This window comes from Enterobacter cloacae complex sp. ECL414 (assembly GCF_021869685.1).
GTDB classification, from domain to species: domain Bacteria; phylum Pseudomonadota; class Gammaproteobacteria; order Enterobacterales; family Enterobacteriaceae; genus Enterobacter; species Enterobacter kobei.
Window position 1 is genome coordinate 2,112,137 of record NZ_CP091481.1, and the last position, 24,922, is coordinate 2,137,058.

The following is a 24,922-nucleotide window of genomic DNA, read 5'->3' on the forward strand; positions in this document are numbered from 1 at the left end:
GTTATTTGATTGTTATAGGAAAAAGTATGGGGCTGGTGATCAAAGCGGTGCTGGGAGCGCTGGTGGTGTTACTGATAGGCATTCTGGCAAAAACCAAAAACTACTATATTGCCGGGCTGATCCCGCTGTTCCCGACCTTTGCGCTTATTGCCCATTATATTGTGGCGTCTGAAAGGGGAACCGAGGCGCTACGCACCACCATTGTGTTTGGTATGTGGTCTATCATCCCCTATTTTCTCTACCTGCTTTCGTTATGGTATTTCACCGGTTTTCTACGGCTTCCCCTGTCGCTGGGCGGGGCAGTGGTTTGCTGGGGGCTCAGCGCCTGGGTGTTAATTTTCTTCTGGAGCCGCTTTCACTAGCGTAACGGGCGGCCGCCGTCCACGGCAAAGGTTCTGCCGGTGACATAGCAACTGGTGAGCAGGTAATCCACAAGGTCGATCACCTCTTTCTCGCCTGGGGCTATTTTCATGAGCGACTTATTGAGCGCCTGCTGGCGATACTCCGCATCATCGTTTTCATTAAATAAAATCATCGCCGGAGCGATGGCATTCACCTTCACCTCAGGCGCGAGCTTGCGGGCGAACGAACGCGTCATGTTATCCAGCGCGGCTTTACTGGCCGCATAGGCGATGTGCTTGTCGCTGCCGCGTTCCACTACATAGTCGGTGAAGTGAATAATGTCCCCCGCAGCATGACCATGGCCACGCAGCAGATCCTGCAGGGCGTGGTTAAGCAGATAAGGGGCATTGACGTGGATCTGCAGCATCGCGGAGAGCGTTTCGCTGAGTGACGTACCGGGTTTCTCGGCCCGCCAGGCGCTGGCGTTATGGATCACGGCGCGCAACCCCGTGGTGGTGGCTTTCACCTTCTCCGCAAAGGCCAGAATGCCCTCATCAGTGAAAAAATCGGCCTGAATACAGACGGCTCCGGCTTTGCGCAAACCCTCAATTGACGGGTATTCCGTACGGTAACTGACAATGACCGGATGGCGAAGGTTGAGAAAATGATGGGCGAGGGCGAGGCCGATACGGCGGCCTCCACCCGTGATCAGTATTGGGCGAAGCGGTGTATTTCCCATCGTATTCTCCTTTACAGTTCAACAATGGGAAAGACGAGGGCTATCCCATTAACATCCAGGTTGCCGGAACGGCAGCAACCAGTAACAGTCCGATTAAGGCCATCTCACGCCGTCTCAGCGCGTTCTCCAGCTGATGCGTGCGGCGGGCGTAGATAAACACCAGCAGACCCGGCGCATACAGCACTACCGACAGCAGCAGATGCATAGGCCCGGAAGCATACAACAACCACAGACCGTAAATACAGGCCCCGATACCCACGATATAATGCGCCGGACGCGTGGCGATTTTTAACAAATACGCGCCCACTAAGAAATAGGGTACCAGAATCATCTCTGAGGCGATGGTCAGCAGGGTGTTATAGTCTGAACCTGTGAGCCAGATCAGCACCAGACAGACCTGAACGCTAATATTGGTCAGCCAGAGAGACGCTGAAGGGGCATTATTTTGGTTTTGACGGGCAAACAGGCGTGGAAACGCTTTGTGCGTCGCGGCCAGGAACGGCACTTCAGCCGCCATGATGGTCCAGCTCAGGTACGCGCCACAGACGGAGACGATCAATCCCGCGGCAATCACAACGTCACCCCACGGGCCAAGCATTTTCACCATCAGCCCGGCCATTGACGGGTTACGCATTTCGGCCAGTTCAGGACGCGCCACCACGCCCAGCGACAGCAGCGTGACCAGCAGATACACGCCCAGCGCCGCCAGGACGGCCAGCAGCGTGGCACGGCCCACATCACGTTTGTTACGCGCGCGGGCAGAGACCACGACTGCCCCCTCAACGCCGATGAATACCCACAGGGTGATCAGCATCGTGTTTTTCACCTGCTCCCAGACCGGAACGCCCAGCGCAATGCCGCTGAAATCAAGCGTAAACACATCAAGACGAAACGCAATAAAGGCCAGTACGATAAACAGGCCGAGCGGCACCAGTTTCGCCAGCGTTGCCACCAGGTTGATGCTGGCGGCGGTCTGGACGCCGCGCAAAATCAGCCAGTGAACGACCCAGAGCAGCACCGAGGCACCGACAATTGATTGCCAGGTATTGCCGTCACCAAACAGACGCAGTTCAGGCGTATCGGTAAAGAAGCTGAGCGCTGAGAAAACGATCACCAGATAGGAGACGTTGGCGATCACCGCGCACAGCCAGTAGCCCCAGGCGGAGCAGAAGCCGATCAGCTCGCCAAATCCTTCACGCGCATAGGTGAAAATACCGCCGTCCAGATCGGGGCGAATGCGGGTGAGCAGCAGCATGGCGAACGCCAGCAGCAATATCCCGACGCCGGTAATCCCCCAGCCGATGAGTAACGCGGCGGGGCTTGCGACGGCAGCCATGTTCTGCGGTAAACTGAATACGCCCGCACCCAGCATTGAGCTTAAAACGAGTGCAGTCAGAGCACTCAGGCCAAGTTTCTTTTCCATTGGCTTCCTGTTATGAAAAGTCCCAATCCAGAATAATTATTTCGCTGCGGCGCATAAAAATGGTGGATTACACTAAGGCGCGGGATTTTACGGAGTGTCACGAAAGCATGCAATGATGTGTGGCAGAAATTCGAAAAAAGTAACAAAAAAAGGCGGCATTGCGCCGCCTTTGGTCAATGATTTTGTTACTTGTACAGATCGGCGCTGATGGTCACGTTGTTACCACGTTCCTGCCACTGGCGGGTGATATGGTAATACTTCGCCCCTTTCTTCGCCGCACGCTTCGCGACCTGGTAAGAGACTTCCGTCATGTTGCCGTAGTTGCCGGTAAACTTGATGCTGTCGAACGGCACCATCTGTGCAGCAGTGGCTTTGTTCAGCTCTTCAATTTTGGTGCCGTCTGGCAGCGTCACGGAATAGCGGCCACCTTTCGTGGATTGCGTTTCAAAGAAACGGCCCACTTCAGCGCTTGGTGCCGCAGTCGTCGCTACGCCTGGAATTTCAACTTTCTTCGCTTCTTCGCCGCCTTTCGCTATCGCCGCGCGACCCGCTTCGGAGTCAGCAGGGATGGCATCCGGGCTCTGCAGAACGCGTTTCTTCGCATCTTCTTTATAGATGAATGCGGTAATACGCTGGTTGCCGCCCTGGTTAGCATCCACCTGGCGCACGATATAGAACGAGTAGGCCCCTTTCTCTTTCGCGGCTTTGGTGATGGCATCGTTCACTTCAGGCTGGCTGCGATAGAAGCCCTGAACGGTAACGGTGTCGTACGGTTCCAGCTCAATCGCCTGATCTTTTGGCAGCTCAACGATACCGTTAATCACACGGTTTTTCGGTGCGTCTGCTTTTGGCGCATTGTCTTTATACAGCGCAATGGTTACGCGCTGGTTGCCGCTGTTGCCATAATCAGACTGGTCAACAACGTAAAACGAGGCCGCCCCGTTTTTATCAGCGGCTTTTGATGCGGCGGCGACGGCATCGCCAATAGAATTATAACGACCCACAATGACCGTATGGTCAAAAGGTTTTAACGCTGCCGCTTGCTCTGGCGTTAACTCTGTTGCGGCATTCGCAGACAGGGCGGTCGCACAGAGAAGTGCGGACGCCAGGAGTGTGTTCTTAAGCTTCATAAAAATAATCCTTCGCCTTGCGCAAACCATGTACTGGTATTGTTGTTAATTTGAGACGGCCCCGATTATGGCATTTAAAACCCGTCGCTGTCTGCGCCATTTTTCACTGCCTGTGCTCACTGAATTAACGAATTCGATAACATTTAGTGATATGTTGAAAAAATAGGCGTTTGACAAGTAAAACTGATAAAGCATATGACTTTTACAAGTTAATTTAATGTTAATAACTTGTTCTCTTATGGCGCTATATCATGTTTTTACCGCTTCGCTTGCGCTATTTATCGGTTCTGGCGATGAATTTAAGGTAAATATCACTGTCAGTGACGCCGATCGCTTATTTTTCACAGATAAAGTAAGAAATAGTGTTTTCTGGCGGTAGATCACGGGCGCTATTTTCAGTAGGTTATAGACAGTTTGTTACTGTTTTATTTTCCGGGGTTAATCATCTCTCATCGCTATGAGAATGGCGAAAATTGATACAAACCGCGGGCATTTATCGACAAACCATCATCAAAAACCGATGGAAGGGAAAACTATGCGTATTGGGGTACCAAAAGAACGGTTAGCCAATGAAACCCGCGTAGCGGCAACACCGAAAACGGTGGAGCAACTGCTTAAGCTGGGTTTTACCGTCGCGGTTGAAAGCGGCGCAGGCAAACTGGCGAGTTTCGATGACGAGGCCTTTATCCAGGCGGGTGCGGAAGTGGTGGACGGTGCTGAAGTCTGGCAGTCGCCGGTTATTCTGAAGGTTAACGCACCGGAAGAGAGTGAGATTGCGCTGCTGAATCCGGGCACCACGCTGGTGAGCTTCATCTGGCCTGCGCAAAATCCAGCGCTTATGGAGAAGCTGGCTGCACGTGGCGTGACCGTGATGGCGATGGACTCCGTGCCGCGTATTTCGCGCGCGCAGTCGCTGGATGCCTTAAGCTCCATGGCTAACATTGCGGGTTATCGCGCGATTGTGGAAGCGGCTCACGAATTTGGACGCTTCTTTACCGGTCAGATCACCGCGGCGGGGAAAGTCCCTCCGGCAAAAGTCATGGTGATTGGTGCGGGTGTGGCAGGGCTTGCCGCAATCGGTGCGGCAAACAGCCTCGGCGCTATCGTGCGCGCATTTGATACCCGTCCGGAGGTGAAGGAACAGGTCCAGAGTATGGGTGCCGAATTCCTTGAGCTGGACTTCAAGGAAGAAGCGGGCAGCGGTGACGGTTACGCGAAAGTCATGTCCGAAGCCTTTATCAAAGCCGAAATGGAACTCTTCGCCGCTCAGGCGAAAGATGTCGACATTATTGTGACCACCGCGCTGATTCCGGGTAAACCTGCGCCGAAGCTTATCACCCGTGAGATGGTGGATTCCATGAAGCCGGGCAGCGTGATTGTCGACCTGGCGGCGCAAAACGGCGGTAACTGTGAGTACACCGTTGCTAATCAGGTGACGACCACCGCCAACGGCGTGAAGGTGATCGGCTATACCGATCTGCCAGGCCGCCTGCCAACGCAGTCGTCTCAGCTGTACGGCACCAACCTGGTTAACCTGCTGAAGCTGCTGTGCAAAGAGAAAGACGGAAACGTCACCGTTGATTTCGACGATGTCGTGGTGCGCGGTGTTACCGTTGTCCGTGATGGTGAAATCACCTGGCCGGCACCGCCGATTCAGGTTTCTGCTCAGCCTCAGGCCGCGCCGAAAGCGGCACCAGAGCCAAAAGAACCCGCTAAACCGGCGTCTCCATGGCGTAAATACGCCATCATGGCGCTGGTCATTATCCTGTTCGGCTGGCTGGCTGACGTCGCGCCGAAAGAGTTCCTCGGCCACTTTACCGTCTTCGCGCTCTCCTGCGTGGTCGGTTACTACGTGGTGTGGAACGTCTCCCACGCGTTGCACACGCCGCTGATGTCGGTAACCAACGCCATCTCCGGGATTATCGTGGTCGGGGCGTTACTGCAGATTGGTCACGGCGGCTGGATCAGCTTCCTGAGCTTTATTGCGGTGCTGATCGCCAGTATCAATATTTTCGGTGGTTTCACCGTGACTCAGCGCATGCTGAAAATGTTTCGTAAAGGCTAAGGGGTAGCATATGTCTGGAGGATTAGTCACAGCCGCATACATTGTTGCTGCAATCCTGTTTATTTTCAGTCTGGCGGGGCTTTCCAAACACGAAACGTCTCAGCAGGGGAATAACTTTGGTATCGCCGGGATGGCGATTGCGCTGATCGCCACCATCTTCGGGCCGGACACCGGCAACGTGGCGTGGATCCTGGTGGCGATGATTATCGGCGGCGCGATCGGTATTCGCCTGGCGAAACGCGTTGAAATGACCGAGATGCCGGAGCTGGTTGCTATTCTGCACAGCTTTGTGGGTCTGGCGGCCGTGCTGGTGGGCTTCAACAGCTACCTGTATCACGAACCGGGTCTGGAACCGATTCTGGTCAACATTCACCTGACCGAAGTGTTCCTCGGCATCTTTATTGGTGCGGTGACCTTCACCGGCTCAATTGTGGCGTTCGGCAAACTGCGCGGTAAGATTTCGTCTAAACCGCTGATGCTGCCAAACCGTCACAAGCTGAACCTGGCGGCGCTGGTGGTATCGTTTGTACTGATGGTTATCTTCGTGCGTACCGAAAGCGTGGGCCTGCAGGTGCTGGCATTACTGGTGATGACCCTCATCGCGCTGGCATTTGGCTGGCACCTGGTGGCGTCTATCGGTGGTGCGGATATGCCGGTGGTGGTCTCCATGCTGAACTCCTACTCCGGTTGGGCGGCGGCGGCGGCAGGCTTTATGCTGAGCAACGACCTGCTGATCGTCACCGGTGCGCTGGTGGGTTCATCTGGTGCGATCCTGTCTTACATCATGTGTAAGGCGATGAACCGTTCGTTTATCAGCGTTATCGCCGGGGGATTTGGTTCTGACGGCTCCTCTACCGGTTCTGATGAAGAAGTGGGTGAGCACCGTGAGATTAGCGCGGAAGATACCGCAGAGATGCTGAAAAACTCGCACTCGGTCATTATCACCCCGGGCTATGGCATGGCGGTGGCGCAGGCACAGTATCCGGTCGCAGAAATTACTGAGAAGCTGCGCGCGCGTGGGATCAAGGTTCGCTTTGGTATTCACCCGGTGGCGGGACGTCTGCCAGGCCACATGAACGTGCTGCTGGCGGAAGCGAAAGTGCCTTACGACATCGTGCTGGAGATGGACGAGATCAACGATGATTTCGCCGATACCGACACCGTGCTGGTCATTGGCGCTAACGACACCGTTAACCCGGCGGCGCAGGACGATCCGCGCAGCCCAATCGCGGGTATGCCGGTTCTGGAAGTATGGAAGGCGCAGAACGTGATTGTCTTCAAACGCTCTATGAACACCGGCTATGCTGGCGTGCAGAACCCGCTGTTCTTCAAAGAGAACACCCACATGCTGTTTGGCGACGCCAAAGCCAGCGTGGATGCGATTCTGAAAGCACTGTAATTTCGCTTCACCCTGACAAACCGCTCTTCGGGGCGGTTTTCTTATTTCTGCGGTCAGCTTTTCTCCTCTGTCTATACTTTACCCTTTGTGTAAGACGAGGAGGTGTAATGCAATTTCTGTCCCGCTTCGACATCATCGCGTTGATGATGACGCCGACATTTTGGGTAGGCGTCGCCACGGTTGTCTTTGTCACGCTGCTGGTGTACTGGCTGCTGACGCGCCTGATCGCGTTCGTTAAGAAAGGGATCACCACCTGGGGCGACAAACACCCGACCACCAACCGGATGCGTTTTATCCTGAGCGATATGCTTAACAGGACGAGTCGGATCCTGCTTTTTGTCGTAGCGCTTCTGTTCAGCCTGCGTTTTGTTGACTTACCCGATCATCTTTTTGGCACGGTCAGCCATGCCTGGTTCCTGGTTTTCGCGATTCAGGTGGCACTGTGGATGGATCAGGGCGTTGTGTCGTGGCTACGTCACGTCATGCTGGCACCGGGAAGTCATAAAAACCCGGTTACGCTGGTGATCACGGGGCTTATTCTCCGTGCCATTGTCTGGTCAGTGATGCTGCTGTCTATTCTTGCTAATGCGGGCGTCAACATCACTGCTCTGGTTGCCAGCCTTGGGGTGGGGGGGATTGCCATCGCTCTCGCCGTACAAACGATCCTGAGCGACGTGTTTGCCTCCCTGTCCATTGGTTTTGATAAGCCGTTTGAAATTGGTGATTTTGTGGTGTTCAACGACGTGGCGGGGACGGTAGAGCACATTGGCCTTAAAACGACCCGCATACGCAGCCTGAGCGGGGAGCAGATCGTCTGTGGCAACGCCATTTTGCTCCAGCAAACGCTCCACAACTACAAACGTATGCAGACACGTCGTATCGTCTTTACCTTTGGCGTGGCCAGCGACACGCCGCCCGATAAGCTGCGCTACGTGGGGGATATGGTCAGGCAAATCATCACCGATGTGGGTGAAACAAAATTCGATCGTGCCCATTTCCTCGGATTTGACCGCGACCGTCTGACGTTTGAAGTCGTTCATATCGTCAATACTGCGGATTACAACAAATATATGGATATCCAGCAGGAGATCAATATCCGTATTCTTGAAGGGCTGAATGCTCAGGAGATTAAGCTGGCACTGCCGAGCATGGTATTGCACGCGCCGTGGATGCAGGATGAGGCGGGTGAACAGCCGAAGCCGGTTATGGAGAGCTGAAAAAAAAAGCCCGCCGGAGCGGCGGGCTGACAGGGTTATATTAATCGTCTTCCGGATCGTCCAGCTCAATCGGCGTCTGGAACTCATCTGGCTTAATGACCAGCAGGTCACAGCGCAGATGGTCGATCACCTGTTCGGCGGTATTGCCGAGGAACGCGGCAGAAATACCGGTCCGGCCAATGGTCCCCAGGACCACAATCCCGGCCTGCAAATGTTCTGCTAAATCCGGGATCACCTCTTCAGGCAGCCCTTTCTCTACGTGCGTCATGTTCTCGTCAATGCTGAACTTCTGGCGCAGCGCTTTCATGGCCAGCAAATGCTGGCCGCGAATGGCGTCGTTATAGACGCTGGGGTCAAATTCAGGCAACTCAATGGCGATATTGATTGGGGTGACTGGATAGGCGCCCACCAGATGCACTTCAGTGTGATTGACCTGGTCAGCGAGCTGGATGGTTTCCTTCACCAGCTTCTCGTTGAGTGAATTATGATAATCCTCTTCGCTGGCGAGGTTTACTGCCACCACGGCTTTCCCGCCCTCCGGCCACGGCTGGTCTTTCACCATCCAGACCGGGCAAGGGCATTTACGCAGCAAGTGCCAGTCGGTTGGGGTGAAGATCACGGATTCCAGCTTGTCGTGCTGGTGCGCCATCTTCAGCAGCAGGTCGTGTCCACCGGCAACGACTTCCTGGATAATGGCTTCAAAAGGTCGGTTATGCCAGACCACTTTGATATCAATAGGAACCCCCGCTTCAAGGTAATACTTCGCCTGTTCACGGATCCACGCGGTACGCTGACTGATGACGCCCTGACGCATAGCGGTGCGCTCGTCAGGCGACAGAAGGGTGGTCATCTCATACGAGAAGTCATAGATCGGCAAAAACGCTTTGATTTTGCCGCCAATCCGTTGATGTAGATACACAGCACGTCGTAATGCCGGCTGATCGTCCTGATTAGGATCGATAGCTACCAGCATGTTTTGATACTTGGCCATACAGGTCTCCTTACTACTGTCACCACAGTCTGTAAGTAAAAGAGTAACCTATATATCCTGAATGAAACAGAGGAGAGCTTTTGTCAGATCAATAATTCATGAAAATTTATCAGAGGAAAAGCACCGTGGTTGTCACCGCGATAAACGCAATAAACAGCAGCACCATCACCGCTATTGCAAACGTCGTGGAGTCCTGCACGTAGGTTTTTTCCTCCCCCTTCATTGGGCCGACAAGCATGATCCAGATGAAGATAAAGGTCACTGAGGCAATCACGACTGAAACGAAAAACAAACTTTCTCTCAATTCATAACCTCAACGACAACCTTTCAGGCGCTGTGTGGGGATGTGCTACGGTGAAGACGGCTTAAAGCGGAAGTGATTATACCAGACTAATAAATCATGTGAATTTATCAGTCTGGTGATCAACATGCGGAGAGTTATGCCACGTTGCGGGCATGACCGGCAAGCACGGCCAGTGCTTCACCGTTTTCGATAGTGATGTATTTACCCTTAACGGCCAGCATCCCGCTTTTCTGGAAACGACCCAGCAGACGGCTGATGGTTTCCACGGTCAGGCCCAGGTAGTTACCGATATCACCACGGGTCATGGTCAGACGGAATTCGCGCGGCGAGAAACCCCGTTCGGCGAAGCGGCGGGAGAGGTTGTAGATAAACGCGGCCAGGCGCTCTTCTGCATTCTTTTTAGAAAGCAGCAGAATCATGTCCTGATCGCCTTTGATCTCACCGCTCATCAGACGCATCATCTGCTGACGCAGGTTAGGCATCTTACCGGACAGGTCGTCCAGCGTTTCAAACGGGATTTCGCAAACCATAGAGGTTTCAAGCGCCTGAGCAAAGCTCGGGTGATGGCCTGTGCCGATGGCATCAAAGCCCACCAGGTCACCCGCCAGATGGAAGCCGGTGATCTGCTCATCACCCTGTTCGGTGATGGTATAGCTCTTGATGGTGCCAGAGCGGATAGCATAGAGCGATTTCAGTTCGTCTCCGGCTTTAAACAGCGTCTGCCCTTTCTGAATAGGCTTTTTGCGCTCGATGATATTATCAAGCTGATCGAGTTCATGCTCATTCAGGGTAAACGGGATACAGAGCTGGCTGATGCTGCAATCCTGGCAATGGATAGCACAACCGCCAGACTGAATGCGTCGTATAATTCGCTTTTCCGGGATCATAGGTTTGCTCAAGCCTTAATTGATATTGGTCAATTTTAACATCTTTTTGGTAAGTACGTAAGCCTGACAAACCATCAATAAGGACAAGAGACGGCAATGTGTCGCCATCTTCTTGAAATTCCACAGCTTGATTATGGATTTTTAGCCTAACCGGTAGAAAATTAAGCACAAAAAGCCTGGGATCTACAGCAGAAGATATCCTTCGTGACGAAGCAACCACTCCTTGCGCTGCACGCCACCGGCATAGCCGGTCAGGGTACCGTTGCGTCCGATGACGCGATGGCAGGGAACGACAATGCTAACGGGATTAGAGCCATTGGCGGCCCCCACCGCACGCGCGGCGCCTGCGCGGCCCAGCTGCTCCGCGAGCTGGCCGTAATGCATGACCTGCCCGCAGGGAATGGCCCGCAGCGCCTGCCACACTTCACGCTGGAAAGGGGTGCCAGCCGTGGCGGTGGGGAGTGTATCGATGATGCTGAGATCGCCCTCGAAGTACGCCGCAAGCTTATCGCTCAGCCCACCCGGATTGGTGGCGCGGATACGTTCAAAACCTTGCGCCCGATAATGAATGTTCAGCAGCTCTTCCATGCGGTCGCTGTGCTCTTCCCATTCAACGGCGCGCAGACAAGACTGCTCGTCCGCGATCACCCACAGCGGCCCAAGCGGCGTCGCAATTTTATCTTCGAGTAATCTCAGCATCCTCATTCCTTTAGTTCAGCCTCGGGTAGATCCCCGGCCCAATCGGCAGGCCGACAAGATACCATGCCACCAGCATCACCAGCCATACCCCTAAAAAGATAAGCGGGTAGGGCAAAACCAGCGAATAGTAGGTACCCAGTTTTGCCTCGGGTTTATAGCGCTGCAGAAAGCCTAAAAACAGCGGGACAAACGGCGAAACCGGTGCAAGCGGGATCACTGACGAATCGGCGATGCGGAACAGGATCTGCGCAAACGCCGGATGGAAGCCCAGCATCATAAACATCGGCACGAAGATCGGGGCCAGAATCGACCAGATGGCGGAGCCGCTGGCGATGAACATGCACAGCAGGGACGACAATAGCGCCAGGCCGACAAACGCCGGTACGCCGCTTAACCCGGCAGCTTCCAGCGCGTCGGTCAGGCCCACGGCCATAAACTTGCCCATGTTGCTCCAGTTAAACATCGCTACAAACTGCGCCAGCGGGAACACCATGACGATAAAACCCGCCATCTCTTTCATCGGTTCGATCATCAGCTGCGGCAGATCGCCCTGACGGCGAATTTTGCCGGTGGCGATACCATAAGCGAGCGAAACGACAAAGAAGAAGAGAATGATCAGCGGCACAATACCCTGTATAAACGGCGAGGGCAGGACGGTATGTTTAACCGGATCGCGCAGAATACCGTTTTCCGGCACCACCATCAGCGCGACCATGGCGATGAATACCAGCGAGACAATACCGGCCACGCGCAGGCCGAATTTCTGCTCTTTGCTCAGCGTCTCCAGCGTTTCATCGCTACGGCCTTCCCATTTGCCCAGACGCGGCTCGATGATCTTGTCGGTGATCAGCCCGCCGACAATCGTCAGAACAATCACTGAGCTGGCCATAAAGTACCAGTTGTCGATTACGCTGACGTGCATTGCTGCGTCAATGGTTTTCGCCGCCTCCGTGCTGATGCCCGAGAGCAATACGTCAGTGGTGACAATCAGCAGGTTGGCGGTAAATCCGCAGCCGACACCCGCAATTGCCGACAGCAGGCCCGCCACCGGGTGCCGCCCGACGGCGAGGAAGATCAACGCCCCCATTGGCGGCATGATCACCAGCGCGGCGTCGGAGGAGATATGGCTGAAGAAGGCGATAAACAGCACCATATAGCTGGCGTAACGTGCGCTGACGTGGGATGCCATTTTTACCATCAATGCAGGCAGCAAACCCACGCGCTCTGCCAGCCCGGCCCCTAATACCAGTGCCAGAATGGCGCCAAGCGGGGCGAAGCCGCTGAAGTTTTTGATGACGTTAGGTAAAAACCAGTGCAGCCCTTCAATGCTCAGCAGGTTTTTCACCGCCACCAGGCTGCCATCGGCCGGACTTCGCACGCTCACGTCAAAGGCGGAGAGCACGGCGGTGGCAACCATCAAAATGACAATCAGATAGATAAACAGCAGGAAAGGGTGTGGCACTTTATTGCCGATCCTTTCAACCCAGCCATAGAGCTTACCGGATGGGGAATGCGAAGGTATGGATGACATACTCATGGGCGTTCCTCGGGAGTGTTGTGTTGTTGTGTTGTGTTTTTTTATTTTAAAGGTGACGGTGTCACGCCCTGTGGGATCGGACACACGTACGGTTTTTCTTGTATTTGTTGTTCGAACTCTTCACGACATTTTTTTAGCAGGGCTGCATCCTGCAGCAGATTCAGTGCCGTGGCGCCCATGACTTTCCCGGCCAGCAGCATGCCTTTGTGAGCAATGGAGGTTCGCCCCTGAGCCACCAGTTGCCAGGTATGCAGCGGCGTTCCCACGGTAAAGCAGGGGCTGAAGCACTGGGCGACCGGCATTTTCCAGCTGACGTCACCCACATCCGTTGAACCCGCCAGCACGTTATCGGTAATGGCATAGGGCGCAATCTCATCCACCAGGAGTGTCTCCTGATGACGGCGGGCAAAGGCTTTACCGGCGTCTCCGCCCGTGGCGGCTATATTTTTGAGGCTGTTCTGCAGGTCGTTGGGCGTGAGCGTAGCGCGGATCTTACGGGCAAAATCGCACTCTTCAGCAGTCCACGCCGGCGTGCCGTAGTGTTGTAACGCCCGATACATTGCCGCCTCAAGCGTGCGGTTTGGCAGGTAGCTGGAGCAGGCTTTATCAAAGCGACACTCCACGGTGGTTTCGGTCATCATTGCCGCGCCCTGGGCGATTTTCTCAATGCGTTCGTAGATCTGCTGCGCATCGGCCATCTCCGGGGCGCGGATCAGGTACAGCACTTCGGCCTGGGCCTGCACCACGTTGGGCGAAATCCCGCCGGTATCGGTGATGGCGTAATGGACACGCGCTTTCTCAATGATGTGTTCATTAAGGAAGTTGGTGCCGGTCGTCATCAGCGTCACGGCATCCAGCGCGCTGCGCCCCAGATGAGGGGAGTTGGCCGCATGCGCCGCCACGCCGTGAAAACGCCAGGCGGCCTGAATATTGGCCAGGGTGCTGACGTTAAACATGCCGGCAAAGGCTTCCGGGTGCCAGGTGACGGCGGCATCGACGTCATCAAACAGTCCTTCCCGCACCATAAAGGTTTTGCCGGAGCCGCCTTCTTCCCCGGGGCAGCCGTAAAAACGCACCGTTCCGCTACCGCCATGCTGTTCAAGCCAGCTTTTTACCGCCACCGCACCGGCCAGCGCCGCGGTGCCCAGGAGGTTATGCCCGCAGCCGTGACCATTCGCTCCCGGCGTGGCGGATTGCGCGGTTGCACAATGCGCCTGCTGGCTTAGCCCGGCCAGCGCATCGTATTCACCGAGAAGGGCGATAACCGGTTTCCCACTGCCGTAGCTCGCAATAAAAGCGTTTGGAATACCGCCCGCCTCGCGAGTCAACGTAAAGCCTTCGGCTTCCAGCGCCCCAGCGAGTCGTTCGGCGGACCAAAATTCTTCAAAGCGGGTTTCAGGGTGATCCCAGATGGCATCGGCTATATCGGTTAGCGTCTGACATCGCGTATCGATGGCATCGGCAATAAAAGCGTAGTTCTCCTGCATTACACACCTCGCGTCCACGGAAAATTGAGCGCAGTCCGCGCCAGCGTTTCGATGGCGATAGCCATAACCTGTTCATCGAAGTCGAATTTTTCGTTGTGATGGCCGGCGCTCAAATCCGTGCCGAATACCATATACGACGCCATGCCGCCGTTTTGCTGCACGCGGGCCATCATCAGCGTGGCGTCTTCGGAGCCGGCGGGGGCTTTGACCTTATCGATAGCGCGATCAATGCCGGAAACCTGGCTCGCCTGTTCGCGCAGATAATCAACCCAGGCCGGTGTGGGCGCGCTGGAGGTGGCGGCCCCCATCAGACGCATCTCCGCCTTCACGCCGTAGAGTGCGGCCGCCCCGGTAATGACGGCCTGCGCGCGTTCAAAGACATACTGATTTATGGCTTCGCTTTCCCCGCGGGTTTCCACTTTGATGAGCGCATTCGCGGGCACCACGTTGCGGCCGCTTCCGGCCTGCATGACCCCGACGTTGACGCGGGAAGCCCCTTCACTGTGCGGTGCGATGCTGTGTAAGGCGAGAGCGGCCTGCGCGGCGGCGAGCAGGGCGTTTCGCCCGTCCTCCGGTTTTCCGCCTGCGTGTGCGGCAACGCCCGTAAAATTCACGTCGAACTTGGTGGTCGCCATAAAGTTATCGCTGCCGCAGATCGCCGTTCCGGCAGGCACGCCGGTACCGATATGGATGGCAGTAAAATAGTCCACGCCATCCAGCGCCCCGGCGGCAACCATAGCGCGTGCGCCGCGCGTCCCTTCTTCGGCAGGCTGAAAGATGAGCCTGATGGTGCCGTTGAGCTGCGCTTCATTCTGCTTAAGCACCTGCGCCAGTCCCAGACCAATGGTGGTATGGCCGTCATGCGCGCAGGCGTGCATCATTCCCGGGTTGCAGGAGGCAAAACCGTCGCGGAACGGGCGATGGCTGTTGTCCTGCGCTTCGCTTAAATCAAGGGCATCCATGTCTACGCGAAACGCCAGGGTTGGCCCCGGGCGGCCAGTCTTAAGGGTCGCCACAATGCCGGTAAATCCGCCTTCAAACGGTGCCAGCCATTTTTCGGGGGCGCCTTGCGCACGCGCTCGGGCAAATTCTCGCGCCAGCGTTGCGTCATCGGGCAATCCCATTCGGCTTTCGGCATCCACCACATCACGGCCCATCGCCAGTTCGTACCCCAGCGAATCAAGAATTTCAGCGACTTTCGCTGCAGTTCTAAACTCTACCCAGCCGGATTCCGCAAAATGGTGAAAATCGCGACGCCACGCGCTCAGCTGCGGCGTTAATGTCTGGATGTACTGCGCCAGTGTGTCCATATCTCTTCCCGTCATCATTAAAAAATGTGAACTGCTTCACGCTGTGATAGTTTTTACTTATCACTAACCGATTTTTCACAGTTTTAACCGTTCAGGAATTACCCTCGCACATCCCTTTCCATTAAAGTAGATGACAGTTTCTTTACTCTGATAAACAACGGTTATCGGTCGGGCTATGACATTTCATATTAAATTTCATCAAATCCGGGCGTTTGTTGAAGTCGCGCGTCAGGGCAGTATTCGTGGTGCCAGCAGGACGCTGAATCTTTCGCAGCCAGCGCTGACCAAATCGATCAAAGAGCTGGAAGAGGGTATGGCGGCACAGCTTTTTGTGCGCCGGAGTAAAGGTGTTGCCTTGACCGAGTGTGGCGAGGGCTTCTACCAGCGCGCCAGACTGATTCTGGAAGAGTTGCGTGCGGCGCAGGATGATATTCGCCAGCGGCAGGGGGAACTGGCCGGGCAGATCAATATCGGGATGGGCGCCAGCGTTTCACGCAGCCTGATGCCTGCCGTTATTACGCGCTTTCATGCACAACACCCCCAGGTCAAGGTACGGATTATGGAGGGGCAGCTGGTGTCGATGATCAATGAATTACGCCAGGGTGAGCTGGATTTCACCATTAACACCTATTATCAGGGGCCTTACGACCATGAATTTACGTTCGAAAAGTTGTTTGAAAAACCGTTTGCGGTATTTTGCCGGGAAGGGCATCCGGCGACAGGGGCAACATCCATTAATGAACTTTTGCATTATAACTGGACAATGCCGACGCCGCGGGGAAGCTATTATAAGCAATTAGAAGATCTATTTCGCCACCGCTCGCAAATACCGCGAATTGGGGTGGTGTGTGAAACATTTTCGTCCTGTATAAGCCTGGTTGCGCAAAGTGATTTTTTAAGTATCCTGCCGCAGGAGTTGGGCTCTGACCCGCTTCTGGCGCACCGTCTCGTCATTCTACCGGTTGTCGAATCGCTTCCAAAAGCCGCGTATTATTTAATTCAGCGACGTGATTCACGTCAGACACCTCTTGCTGAATCCTTAATTACGCAATTCAGAAGGGAAGCGAGAAAAATAGATGCAGCGGAAAATTCAAAATAAAAAAACAGAGTCTGCCCGACATCAGACAGACCCTACAGTACACACAGCAGTACGTCCTTTTGCCAGTCCTGAGTATTATTTCCATGGGGCAGGTTTATTTAGTTATAACACCTTTTCCGAAAAAAGACAGGTTGACGAGTGATTGATTTCACGAATTTTTAACGTAAATCACTTATTTTACCTTCACTGAAGTTTTAGTTAAGTCTGGTTTAAGTGCGTATCACCCTTATTATATATTCGCCGGGTAAATATATATGCCGTGAGTGGGCCGCTGACGGTTATTGAGACACATGTCTGGCACAGGTATAGTACCTCCCTCAGAAGTAGCCGGAGGATCCCCATGAACCCTGACGACAAATCACTTTTTCTTGACGCCATGGAGGATGTCCAGCCCATGAAGCGCTGCTCGGATATCCACTGGCAGCCGATGAGAAACGCACGGGCGCGGCAGGAGATGGATACTGAACAGCTGGACAACTTTCTGACGCTGGGGTTTCTGGAACTCCTGCCCCTTGAAGAACCGCTGACGTTCCAGCGCGAAGGGGTACAGCAGGGCGTTATAGAGAAGCTGCGTTCGGGGAAATACGACCGACAGGCCAGCTTAAACCTGTTGCGTCAGCCCGCCGAACGCTGCCGACAGATGCTGTATTCCTTTATCAGTCAGGCCCGTCGTGACGGATTACGTAACCTGATCATCATTCACGGGAAAGGGCGCGAACAGAATTCGCATCCCAATGTGGTGCGCAGCTATCTGGCACGCTGGTTAACTGAGTTCGAGGAAGTGCAGGCTTTCTGCGTGGCGCTGCCGCATCACGGCGGCAGCGGGGCTTGTTACGTTTCACTGCGGAAATCCGATGAAGCGAAACAGGAGAACTGGGAACGGCACGCCAAGCGCAGCCGTTAAGGCGGTTTTCGCGGGCGAGGCGATCGCCCGCCTGTGACTCAGAAGGTTTCCCAGTGACTGTCAGGCGTGGCGTTAGCCGTTGCCGGACGCAGTAGCTGCGGCGTTTTCACATTTGCCGGACGTGAGGCGACCGCGTGTTCTTTTCCGTTCAGACGAAACGCGGCCACAGCCTGACGCAGCTGTTCGGACTGATCTTCCAGTGCCGCCGCCGCCGTAGCGGACTGCTGCACCAGCGCGGCGTTTTGCTGCGTCACGCTGTCCATTTGCGAAACGGCCAGGCTCACCTGTTCAATACCGCGGCTCTGCTCATCGGAGGCCGACGAAATCTCACCCATGATATCGGTTACGCGGGTCACGGCGGCGACAATCTCCTTCATGGTCGCGCCCGCTTCGCTAACCTGCTCAGAACCGGTATTCACCCGGCTGACGGAGTTCTCGATAAGCCCTTTGATCTCTTTCGCCGCCTGTGCACTGCGGCTCGCCAGCGTACGGACTTCGCCTGCGACGACCGCAAAACCACGCCCCTGTTCCCCGGCGCGTGCGGCTTCTACCGCGGCGTTAAGCGCCAGAATATTGGTCTGGAACGCGATGCTGTCAATCACGCCAGTAATGTGGGCAATCTGCTGGGAACTGTCGGCAATTTCGGTCATGGTGCGAACCACGTTATCCACGACGTGGCCACCACGTGCTGCGGTTTCAGAGGCATTCTTCGCCAGTAACGTAGCCTGACGGGCGTTATCGGAGTTCTGTTTAACCGTCGCGGTCAGCTCTTCCATGCTGGCGGCCGTCTCTTCGAGCGAGGCGGCCTGCTCTTCGGTGCGAGCGGAAAGATCGTTGCTGCCTGCGGCAATTTCACCTGCGCCGGTGTAGATGGAGTCGGTACTGCCGCGCACGGCGCTGACGGTAGTCACCAGAGATTGTTGCATCTCATGCAGGCCTGCGGCCAGTTGACCCATTTCATTGCGGCCAGAGAGCGCGATATTCTGCGTCAGGTCGCCCCCCGCAATGGCGCGAATATGGTTCATAATGGTGTTGAGTGGTTTTAACAGCAGGTGTTGTAACCCCTGCCAGATGACCACCAGCACGGCGATAACGGCCAGGAAAATGACTGCCAGCGTCCACTGCATTTGCGTAAAGCTGCTTTGGTTCTCTTCGGTTGCCGCTTTCAGCAGCGTGTTGTTTTCGGCGCGCCAGCGGTTGTAGACCGCTTCCATATCATCCTGTGCCTGCTGAGCATCCAGATCGCCATAGGCCTGGTAGTTGTCGGCGCGAAGATACTGAATCGACAAACGCATGACCTCATGCATCTGATTCCAGGATTTTTGCATCTCGTCAGTTAACGCCGCATTCTGGCCGTTAACCTGCGGCAGTTTCTGCCACGCTTTGTTATAGGTTTCTGCTTTAGCCAGCGAGTTACTTGCGGTATCAAGCAGTTTGTTGATCGCGGCAAGGGAAGCCGGATCGCGCTGGTTTTTCAGGTAGCGGATCGCCACGCGGGTCACGGTGACGCGCGTTTTTACCAGCGTGTTTACGCTGTCGCTCAGATTTTCCTGCTGGGCATTGAGCACGCCGGAGTTCTGGAAGTTATGGCGATCGTTGCTGACGGCGGAGTAGAACAACCCTCCCGTGACAACTTGCAGCAGACAGAATATGGTGAGGGCAAAGATAATACCGGTAATCACGTGCAGATTTTTCAGCATAGCGGTCGTCCGTTAGAGAAGAGGCAGAGGTACACCAATACTATCGTCGTATAGAATTTAAACTTTAATTTAACTCGCGCTTAACGAAGGGCTCCGGTCAGGAACCTGTTGTAAATCCGGATCATTTTTATGAGGAAGGTCAACATGAGCAGCATTGATAAAAGCGGGACGTACGCGCTCGGTACGCGGACGGTTAAACGACTGGGGTACGGCGCGATGCAGCTTGCCGGACCGGGCGTATTTGGCCCTCCGAAAGATAAAAATGCCGCGCTGGAGGTGTTACGCGAAGCCGTGGCGGCGGGGGTGAATCATATCGATACCAGCGATTTTTATGGTCCCCATGTGACCAATCAGCTGATCCGCGAGGCGCTTCATCCGTACCGGGACGATCTCACTATCGTCACCAAGATCGGGGCCCGCCGCAACGATAAAGGTGCCTGGCTGCCGGCCTTTTCCGCGCAGGAGCTGACTCAGGCGGTGCATGATAACCTGCGTAATCTGCAGGTGGATGTACTGGATGTGGTGAATCTGCGGATCATGTTTAGCGCTCATGGCCCGGCAGAAGGATCGATTGCTGAACCGCTTTCCACCCTCGCAGAGTTACAGCAGCAAGGGCTGGTACGCCACATTGGTCTGAGCAATGTCACGGCCACTCAGGTTGCGGAAGCGCAGAAGATGGTGCCTGTTGTCTGCGTGCAGAACATGTACAACATAGTGAACCGCGGCGACGATGCGCTGGTGGATTTACTGGCGCAGCAGGGGATTGCCTATGTGCCGTTTTTCCCATTGGGCGGCTTTACGCCACTGCAATCCAGCGATCTGCAGGCCGTCGCGGATTCCCTTGGCGCAACCGCGATGCAGGTTGCGCTGGCATGGCTGCTGCAACGTTCCCCGAATATTCTGCTGATCCCCGGCACCTCTTCCGTGGCGCATTTGCGGCAAAATCTCGCAGCAGGAGAACTGCAACTGCCGCCTGACGCTCTGGAAACGCTGAATACGCTGGTAGGCCGATCGTTGAACTAAATCCGTTCAAACTTCAATACGTTCGGCTTCACCGCCGGAAAGCATCTTGATCCTGGCCCATAATCCGTAATACTGTATTTATATACAGTATTACGGCAGGAAAGCATTTATGGGCACTCTCTTTTCTTATCACTCTAATCAAGTCATTGAATTACCTCTCTTTCTGGAGCGCGTCGCCTGCGGCTTCCCCAGCCCGGCGCAGGATTATGTGGAGGATCGTCTCGATCTTAACCGGCTGGCGGTCAGGCACCCCAGTGCGACCTACTTTATAAAAGTGAGTGGTGACTCGATGATTGGGGCTGGGATCGGCGACGGCGATCTGCTGGTGGTCGATCGTTCGTTAAATGCCGAACATGGGGATATCGTCGTGGCGTCGGTTGCCGGTGAGTTTACGGTGAAAGAGCTACAGACCCGTCCGGTTTTGAGGTTGCTGCCGCATAATGCCCGCTATCAGCCGATTACCTTCCAGTCAGAAGAGGAGCTACAAATCTTCGGCGTTGTCACTCACACCCTCAAAACGTATAAACATGTTCGCACTGGTTGATGTGAATAGCTTTTATGCCTCCTGCGAGAGGGTGTTTCGCCCCGATCTGGAGGGCAAACCCATCGTGGTGGTCTCGAACAACGACGGCTGCATTATTTCGCTGTCGCGGGAGGCCAAACAGTTCGGCATAAAAATGGGTGAGCCCTACTTTAAATTCAAGGAGAAGGGTTATCCGGCGCGGGTGTATGTTTTTAGCTCGAACTATGCGCTGTATGCCGATCTCAGCAGCCGGGTGATGCAAACGCTGACCGATCTTGCTCCGGCAATTGAGATCTACTCGATTGATGAAGCCTTCGTGAACGTGTCGGGCGTCAGCCGCTGCATGTCGCTGGAGGTTTTTGGCCATCAGATGCGCAACCAGGTCGCTAAAAATACGGGGTTGACCGTTGGGGTCGGTATTGCCCCGACCAAAACGCTGGCGAAGCTGGCCAACTATGCGGCGAAGCGGTGGTCTGCCACCGGCGGCGTGGTCGATCTATCGGATCGCGAACGGCAGCGTAAGCTGCTGGCGAAGGTGCCGGTAGAGGAAGTGTGGGGTGTCGGGCGACGCATCACGAAAAAACTCAACGCCATGGGGATTACCACGGCGCTGGAGCTGGCGGAAGCGTCCTCCTGGGTCATTCGCAAACATTTTAACGTGGTAATGGAACGCACGGCGCGCGAGCTTCGCGGTGAACCTTGTCTTGATCTGGAAGAGTTTACCCCGACGAAGCAGCAAATTATCTGTAGTCGTTCGTTTGGACACCGTATTACGCAATACGAAGAGATGCACCAGGCCATTTGTGCCTACGCGGAGCGTGCCGCCGAAAAACTGCGCGGCGAGCATCAGTATTGCCGCTTTATCAGCGTGTTTGTGCGCACCAGCCCGCATGCCGACAACGAAATTTATTACGGCAACCAGGCCTCAGTCACCCTGATGACACCCACTAATGACACGCGCGATATCATCCGTGCTGCCACGGAGGCGCTGGGGCGTATATGGCTTGATGGGTATCGCTATATGAAAGCGGGGGTGATGCTGGCGGATTTTTTCAGCAGCGGCGTCGCCCAGCTGAATTTGTTTGATGATAACCGCCTGTGTGCCAATAGCGCAGCGCTGATGGAGATAATCGACAGCGTAAACCATTCCGGCAAAGGGAAGATATGGTTTGCCGGGCAGGGGATTGAGAAATCCTGGGCGATGAAGCGTGAGATGCTGTCACCGGCGTATACGACGCGGTACGCAGATTTGCCGGTGGCAAGGTAGGATATTGTCATAAACGATCGCCGCGTTATACTCACGGCGTTAATAAGAATGTATGACGGGGCAGGGATATGTACGAGAGCCTAAAAATGATATCAGTCGCGCTGCCCCTCATTGCGCTTTTCATCCTGTTAAGATTTGTTGTCAGACGTATTCGCCAGGCAAAGCGCCTTATTTCAGATCATAACGGGATGAAAAAGATATCTGCTAACCCCTCAATTTTTGGCGGGAATGCAGGTAAAACATGGTTTTATGATGACCAGTTTTTATATGAAGTTAAAAACAACGCCACCCGTAAGATTGCGCTGGCTACTATCATTAAAATCGGGCCGGGGAATATCGAGATAAATAGCCGACGGGTCTGGATTGTTATTTACCGTGACGGTGCTAATGAAAAGCAGGTGCAGTTTTATAACAATCTCACCCTCTGGAATCATAACTTCACGGCTTTTCTGACCGCGATAAAAAGAGCCAATCCTGACGCTGTCGTTAAAGAGCGCGCAATCCTCAATTTGTGAAAAAGGACCGCAGACCGTCACGGCCGCGCATCCGCCAGTTCATAACACAGCGCCCCAATCCGCTCCACGGCATTCAGCAGGCGGGGCGTCGGTTCGTTTGCGCAGTTTAGCCGCAAAAAGTGAGACAGCTCTGCGGCAGGGGAAAACAGCGGGCCGGGGCTGACGCCAATACCCAGCGCCAGCGCGCGACGATGTACCTCCAGCGCGTTGACCTGCAAAGGAAGTTCTACCCACAGCAAGTAACCCGCGGCGGGCGCGTTAACACGCGTGCCGGGAGGAAAACTTGCCTCGACCCGCGCCACGACGGCGTCTATTCCCTCCGCAACGCGACGCTTGAGCCGCCGCAGATGGCGATCATAATCGCCGCTCGCCAGGACTTCGCTGGTTGCGGCTTCCAGCAGCGGAGCGCCTGCCCAGTCTCCGGCCATGCGGGCCTGTAAAACCTGCGGAAAGTAGCGTCCGGCGGCAACCCAGCCGATTCGCCAGCCGGGCGCAAGCGTTTTAGACAGGGAGCTGCAATAAATGACATTTCCACTCTGGTCGAACGCTTTACAGGCTGGGGGACGTTGTCCCTCGCCGACAAGATCGCCGTAAACATCATCTTCAATGAGAGGAATATCTGCCGCGTCAAGCAGGGCAACGAGTTCCTGCTTACGCGTGACGGGCATACTGGCGCCCAAAGGGTTTTGCACTGTAGGGGAGGCCAGAACGGCGGCCGGGCGGTGGCACCGAATGGCGTCCGCCAGCGGTTCCAGCAGCAGGCCCTCAACAGGATCGGTGGGGATCGATAAGGCCTTCAGACCCAAATCCTCCAGCAGCAGGAGCGTACCAAAGTAGGCTGGCTGCTCAATCGCCACCACATCACCGGGCTGGCACACGGCTCGTAGCGCAAGGCGCAACGCCTGCGTCGCACCTGCGGTGATAATAAGGTCATCCGCGCTGAAACGGGCTCCCCACTGTGCAGAACGCGCGGCAATCTTGCTTCGCAAATCACGTCTTCCCGGCGGCAGGCTATAGCTCTGACCGTGCGCGTCCAGACGTCGGCCCGCGGAGTGCAACGCCCGCTGTAGCGTCTCGCCCGGCAGCCAAGCAGGATCGGGCAGGGCTGCACCCAGAGGCACCAGACGGGCTTCTGAACTGCTGAACAGCGACCGGGCCATGGCCGACAGGGTGACGGGAACCGGGCCTGGCGGAGAACGAGAAGGCTCCACAGGCTGCGGAAGGCTTGTCTGGTGGATGTAATAACCTGAACGCGGACGTGCAACAATCAGCCCCTCGGCCTCAAGGCAGCGCAGCGCTTCAAGCGCCGTCGGAAGACTGACATGCTCGCGTTCGGCCAGTTTACGCGCGGAGATGATCTTGTCACCGGCTCGCAACGCGCCAGACGTAATTGTAAGACGCAGCATATCCGCAATACGGCGATAGTGAGGAGAGGACGGGGATGGGGCAGACATGGTATCTGTTCAGGCTAATTTTCGATAAAACTGACTATACAGCCAATAATGCACGCCATCTATAGTGTCCGACATGTTCAGGACAAGGAGGCATTATGCACAGCGATAATTTTGATATTTCCACGTATTTCAAACGCATAAACTACACTGGCCCCGCGGCTGCCGATACGGGTACCCTGCATGCGCTTATGCGTCATCAGCTTTTTGCAATCCCGTTTGAAAATCTGGATGTACAGGCGGGGAAAATTGTCTCGCTGGCACCTGACGATATTGCCGATAAGCTGTTAACACAGGGGCGCGGCGGCTACTGCTATGAGGTGAACGGGCTGTTTGCCATGGCGCTGGAGGCGTTAGGTATTCCTTACCGTTTTGTGGCGGCACGCCCGATGTTCTATCCCGTACGGCGGCCAAAAACCCATATGGCGTTAATTGCTGAGTTGGAGAGCCGACAGTGGCTTTGCGACCTCGGGTTTGGCAGCTATGGCATTCGTGCACCAATGGCTCTGGACACGCTTGATGTTGATATCGCACAGGATTTTGACACGTTCCGGCTTAGCCGCAGCGCTGAGGGCGAATATCTGCTTCAGGCGAAGGTGGCGGGAGAATGGGCCCGTCAGTACGGCTTTGATCTCACGCCACAGGAGTGGATTGATTTCGTTCCGGCCAACTACCTTAACTCCACGCACCCGGATGCCATTTTTGTGCAGAAGCGTGTGGTGGTGCAGCATCGACCGGAGGGACGCGAGATTTTACTGGGGGATATGCTGAAAACCATTACGGCGAAGGGCACGGAAACCCGGCAGCTGGCGGGGGACGACATCCCCCGTATTCTGAAAGAGCGTTTTGCGTTGATCGCGGCGTAAAGCAGAAGGGGGCCTGTGCCCCCTGAGCCTCACGCACCGCGGTT

General features: G+C 55.2%; 23 protein-coding genes. 11 read left to right on the forward strand and 12 right to left on the reverse strand.

Annotated features, from left to right (window positions below; all coding sequences use genetic code 11):
* Positions 1-26: 26 nt before the first annotated feature.
* A complete protein-coding gene (locus tag L3068_RS10150) occupies positions 27-362 on the forward strand; it encodes a GlpM family protein (RefSeq protein ID WP_117581873.1) in 336 nt (111 codons plus the stop codon).
* Here L3068_RS10150 and folM read toward each other — a convergent pair.
* The 3 genes from folM to ydgH all read right to left on the reverse strand — a co-directional run bounded on the left by folM (position 359) and on the right by ydgH (position 3,634).
* On the reverse strand, positions 359-1,081 hold the full coding sequence (gene folM, locus L3068_RS10155) for a dihydromonapterin reductase (RefSeq protein WP_117581871.1): 723 nt from the start codon (positions 1,079-1,081) through the stop codon (positions 359-361). The two genes, L3068_RS10150 and folM, sit on opposite strands and share 4 nt — an antisense overlap.
* Before the next feature lie 40 nt (positions 1,082-1,121).
* Positions 1,122-2,504 carry an amino acid permease gene (locus tag L3068_RS10160; protein ID WP_023330267.1) on the reverse strand — a complete coding sequence of 461 codons (1,383 nt, stop codon included), beginning with the start codon at positions 2,502-2,504 and terminating at the stop codon, positions 1,122-1,124.
* 185 nt (positions 2,505-2,689) lie between these two features.
* Complete coding sequence (gene ydgH / locus L3068_RS10165; protein ID WP_014883599.1) at positions 2,690-3,634, reverse strand: DUF1471 family protein YdgH; 945 nt, start codon at positions 3,632-3,634, stop codon at positions 2,690-2,692.
* Positions 3,635-4,169: 535 nt separating this feature from the next.
* Between ydgH and pntA the strand changes: the two genes are divergently transcribed.
* From pntA to L3068_RS10180, 3 genes are all read left to right on the forward strand, one after another.
* Positions 4,170-5,699: a Re/Si-specific NAD(P)(+) transhydrogenase subunit alpha gene (gene pntA / locus L3068_RS10170; RefSeq protein WP_023330268.1), complete on the forward strand. Its 1,530-nt coding sequence runs from the start codon at positions 4,170-4,172 to the stop codon at positions 5,697-5,699.
* A 10-nt stretch (positions 5,700-5,709) separates the two neighbouring features.
* Positions 5,710-7,098, forward strand: coding sequence for a Re/Si-specific NAD(P)(+) transhydrogenase subunit beta (pntB, locus tag L3068_RS10175; RefSeq protein WP_023330269.1), 1,389 nt, complete (start codon positions 5,710-5,712; stop codon positions 7,096-7,098).
* 107 nt (positions 7,099-7,205) lie between these two features.
* On the forward strand, positions 7,206-8,315 hold the full coding sequence (locus L3068_RS10180; RefSeq protein WP_045269495.1) for a mechanosensitive ion channel family protein: 1,110 nt from the start codon (positions 7,206-7,208) through the stop codon (positions 8,313-8,315).
* Positions 8,316-8,355: 40 nt separating this feature from the next.
* On the opposite strand, the gene uspE is transcribed toward L3068_RS10180, so the two are convergent.
* The 7 genes from uspE to L3068_RS10215 all read right to left on the reverse strand — a co-directional run bounded on the left by uspE (position 8,356) and on the right by L3068_RS10215 (position 15,530).
* Entirely contained in the window at positions 8,356-9,306 is a 951-nt protein-coding gene (uspE, locus tag L3068_RS10185) for a universal stress protein UspE (RefSeq protein WP_014883603.1), read from the reverse strand.
* Between the two features lie 109 nt (positions 9,307-9,415).
* Positions 9,416-9,598 carry a hypothetical protein gene (locus tag L3068_RS10190; RefSeq protein WP_014883604.1) on the reverse strand — a complete coding sequence of 61 codons (183 nt, stop codon included), beginning with the start codon at positions 9,596-9,598 and terminating at the stop codon, positions 9,416-9,418.
* A gap of 146 nt (positions 9,599-9,744) precedes the next feature.
* The gene (gene fnr / locus L3068_RS10195) at positions 9,745-10,497 is read right to left on the reverse strand and encodes a fumarate/nitrate reduction transcriptional regulator Fnr (protein ID WP_006174991.1); all 753 of its coding nucleotides are present in this window, start codon (positions 10,495-10,497) and stop codon (positions 9,745-9,747) included.
* Positions 10,498-10,680: 183 nt separating this feature from the next.
* Positions 10,681-11,196 carry a methylated-DNA--[protein]-cysteine S-methyltransferase gene (ogt, locus tag L3068_RS10200; protein ID WP_014883605.1) on the reverse strand — a complete coding sequence of 172 codons (516 nt, stop codon included), beginning with the start codon at positions 11,194-11,196 and terminating at the stop codon, positions 10,681-10,683.
* Between the two features lie 10 nt (positions 11,197-11,206).
* Complete coding sequence (gene abgT / locus L3068_RS10205; RefSeq protein WP_117581869.1) at positions 11,207-12,733, reverse strand: p-aminobenzoyl-glutamate transporter; 1,527 nt, start codon at positions 12,731-12,733, stop codon at positions 11,207-11,209.
* A 41-nt stretch (positions 12,734-12,774) separates the two neighbouring features.
* Complete coding sequence (locus L3068_RS10210; protein WP_117581867.1) at positions 12,775-14,220, reverse strand: M20 family metallopeptidase; 1,446 nt, start codon at positions 14,218-14,220, stop codon at positions 12,775-12,777.
* Positions 14,220-15,530 (reverse strand): M20 family metallo-hydrolase, encoded by a 1,311-nt coding sequence (locus L3068_RS10215; RefSeq protein WP_023330272.1) that lies wholly within the window; start codon positions 15,528-15,530, stop codon positions 14,220-14,222. Before L3068_RS10215 ends, L3068_RS10210 begins: the two co-directional genes overlap by 1 nt.
* A 175-nt stretch (positions 15,531-15,705) precedes the next feature.
* Between L3068_RS10215 and L3068_RS10220 the strand changes: the two genes are divergently transcribed.
* Both L3068_RS10220 and smrA read left to right on the forward strand, forming a co-directional pair.
* On the forward strand, positions 15,706-16,629 hold the full coding sequence (locus L3068_RS10220; RefSeq protein ID WP_117581865.1) for a LysR family transcriptional regulator: 924 nt from the start codon (positions 15,706-15,708) through the stop codon (positions 16,627-16,629).
* 340 nt (positions 16,630-16,969) lie between these two features.
* Positions 16,970-17,533 (forward strand): DNA endonuclease SmrA, encoded by a 564-nt coding sequence (smrA, locus tag L3068_RS10225; RefSeq protein ID WP_023330274.1) that lies wholly within the window; start codon positions 16,970-16,972, stop codon positions 17,531-17,533.
* A gap of 38 nt (positions 17,534-17,571) precedes the next feature.
* Here the strand turns inward: smrA and tcp are convergent, their stop codons facing one another.
* Positions 17,572-19,233, reverse strand: a complete 1,662-nt coding sequence (gene tcp, locus L3068_RS10230; RefSeq protein WP_023337207.1) for a methyl-accepting chemotaxis citrate transducer — start codon at positions 19,231-19,233, stop codon at positions 17,572-17,574.
* Positions 19,234-19,377: 144 nt separating this feature from the next.
* Here tcp and L3068_RS10235 point away from each other — a divergent pair, with 144 nt between their 5' ends.
* From L3068_RS10235 to L3068_RS10250, 4 genes are all read left to right on the forward strand, one after another.
* Positions 19,378-20,256: an aldo/keto reductase family oxidoreductase gene (locus L3068_RS10235; RefSeq protein ID WP_023337208.1), complete on the forward strand. Its 879-nt coding sequence runs from the start codon at positions 19,378-19,380 to the stop codon at positions 20,254-20,256.
* A gap of 109 nt (positions 20,257-20,365) precedes the next feature.
* Positions 20,366-20,800 carry a translesion error-prone DNA polymerase V autoproteolytic subunit gene (gene umuD, locus L3068_RS10240; RefSeq protein WP_014883613.1) on the forward strand — a complete coding sequence of 145 codons (435 nt, stop codon included), beginning with the start codon at positions 20,366-20,368 and terminating at the stop codon, positions 20,798-20,800.
* The gene (gene umuC, locus L3068_RS10245) at positions 20,784-22,046 is read left to right on the forward strand and encodes a translesion error-prone DNA polymerase V subunit UmuC (RefSeq protein WP_063943066.1); all 1,263 of its coding nucleotides are present in this window, start codon (positions 20,784-20,786) and stop codon (positions 22,044-22,046) included. Before umuD ends, umuC begins: the two co-directional genes overlap by 17 nt.
* 68 nt (positions 22,047-22,114) lie before the next feature.
* Positions 22,115-22,561: a hypothetical protein gene (locus L3068_RS10250; protein WP_032628920.1), complete on the forward strand. Its 447-nt coding sequence runs from the start codon at positions 22,115-22,117 to the stop codon at positions 22,559-22,561.
* A gap of 17 nt (positions 22,562-22,578) precedes the next feature.
* Here the strand turns inward: L3068_RS10250 and L3068_RS10255 are convergent, their stop codons facing one another.
* Entirely contained in the window at positions 22,579-24,015 is a 1,437-nt protein-coding gene (locus L3068_RS10255; RefSeq protein ID WP_014883616.1) for an aminotransferase-like domain-containing protein, read from the reverse strand.
* A gap of 95 nt (positions 24,016-24,110) precedes the next feature.
* Between L3068_RS10255 and L3068_RS10260 the strand changes: the two genes are divergently transcribed.
* Positions 24,111-24,878, forward strand: a complete 768-nt coding sequence (locus L3068_RS10260) for an arylamine N-acetyltransferase family protein (RefSeq protein ID WP_117581863.1) — start codon at positions 24,111-24,113, stop codon at positions 24,876-24,878.
* Positions 24,879-24,922: the final 44 nt, after the last annotated feature.

Bases quoted from the DNA above. Each gene is read 5' to 3' on its own strand.
- folM (WP_117581871.1), bottom strand. From the start codon at position 1,081: ATGGGAAATACACCGCTTCGCCCAATACTGATCACGGGTGGAGGCCGC.
- L3068_RS10220 (WP_117581865.1), top strand. From the start codon at position 15,706: ATGACATTTCATATTAAATTTCATCAAATCCGGGCGTTTGTTGAAGTC.
- uspE (WP_014883603.1), bottom strand. From the start codon at position 9,306: ATGGCCAAGTATCAAAACATGCTGGTAGCTATCGATCCTAATCAGGAC.
- L3068_RS10210 (WP_117581867.1), bottom strand. From the start codon at position 14,220: ATGCAGGAGAACTACGCTTTTATTGCCGATGCCATCGATACGCGATGT.
- umuC (WP_063943066.1), top strand. From the start codon at position 20,784: ATGTTCGCACTGGTTGATGTGAATAGCTTTTATGCCTCCTGCGAGAGG.
- fnr (WP_006174991.1), bottom strand. From the start codon at position 10,497: ATGATCCCGGAAAAGCGAATTATACGACGCATTCAGTCTGGCGGTTGT.
- abgT (WP_117581869.1), bottom strand. From the start codon at position 12,733: ATGAGTATGTCATCCATACCTTCGCATTCCCCATCCGGTAAGCTCTAT.
- L3068_RS10215 (WP_023330272.1), bottom strand. From the start codon at position 15,530: ATGGACACACTGGCGCAGTACATCCAGACATTAACGCCGCAGCTGAGC.
- L3068_RS10260 (WP_117581863.1), top strand. From the start codon at position 24,111: ATGCACAGCGATAATTTTGATATTTCCACGTATTTCAAACGCATAAAC.
- ogt (WP_014883605.1), bottom strand. From the start codon at position 11,196: ATGCTGAGATTACTCGAAGATAAAATTGCGACGCCGCTTGGGCCGCTG.
- L3068_RS10235 (WP_023337208.1), top strand. From the start codon at position 19,378: ATGAGCAGCATTGATAAAAGCGGGACGTACGCGCTCGGTACGCGGACG.
- L3068_RS10180 (WP_045269495.1), top strand. From the start codon at position 7,206: ATGCAATTTCTGTCCCGCTTCGACATCATCGCGTTGATGATGACGCCG.
- L3068_RS10255 (WP_014883616.1), bottom strand. From the start codon at position 24,015: ATGTCTGCCCCATCCCCGTCCTCTCCTCACTATCGCCGTATTGCGGAT.
- umuD (WP_014883613.1), top strand. From the start codon at position 20,366: ATGGGCACTCTCTTTTCTTATCACTCTAATCAAGTCATTGAATTACCT.
- smrA (WP_023330274.1), top strand. From the start codon at position 16,970: ATGAACCCTGACGACAAATCACTTTTTCTTGACGCCATGGAGGATGTC.
- L3068_RS10250 (WP_032628920.1), top strand. From the start codon at position 22,115: ATGTACGAGAGCCTAAAAATGATATCAGTCGCGCTGCCCCTCATTGCG.
- pntA (WP_023330268.1), top strand. From the start codon at position 4,170: ATGCGTATTGGGGTACCAAAAGAACGGTTAGCCAATGAAACCCGCGTA.
- L3068_RS10160 (WP_023330267.1), bottom strand. From the start codon at position 2,504: ATGGAAAAGAAACTTGGCCTGAGTGCTCTGACTGCACTCGTTTTAAGC.
- tcp (WP_023337207.1), bottom strand. From the start codon at position 19,233: ATGCTGAAAAATCTGCACGTGATTACCGGTATTATCTTTGCCCTCACC.
- L3068_RS10150 (WP_117581873.1), top strand. From the start codon at position 27: ATGGGGCTGGTGATCAAAGCGGTGCTGGGAGCGCTGGTGGTGTTACTG.
- ydgH (WP_014883599.1), bottom strand. From the start codon at position 3,634: ATGAAGCTTAAGAACACACTCCTGGCGTCCGCACTTCTCTGTGCGACC.
- pntB (WP_023330269.1), top strand. From the start codon at position 5,710: ATGTCTGGAGGATTAGTCACAGCCGCATACATTGTTGCTGCAATCCTG.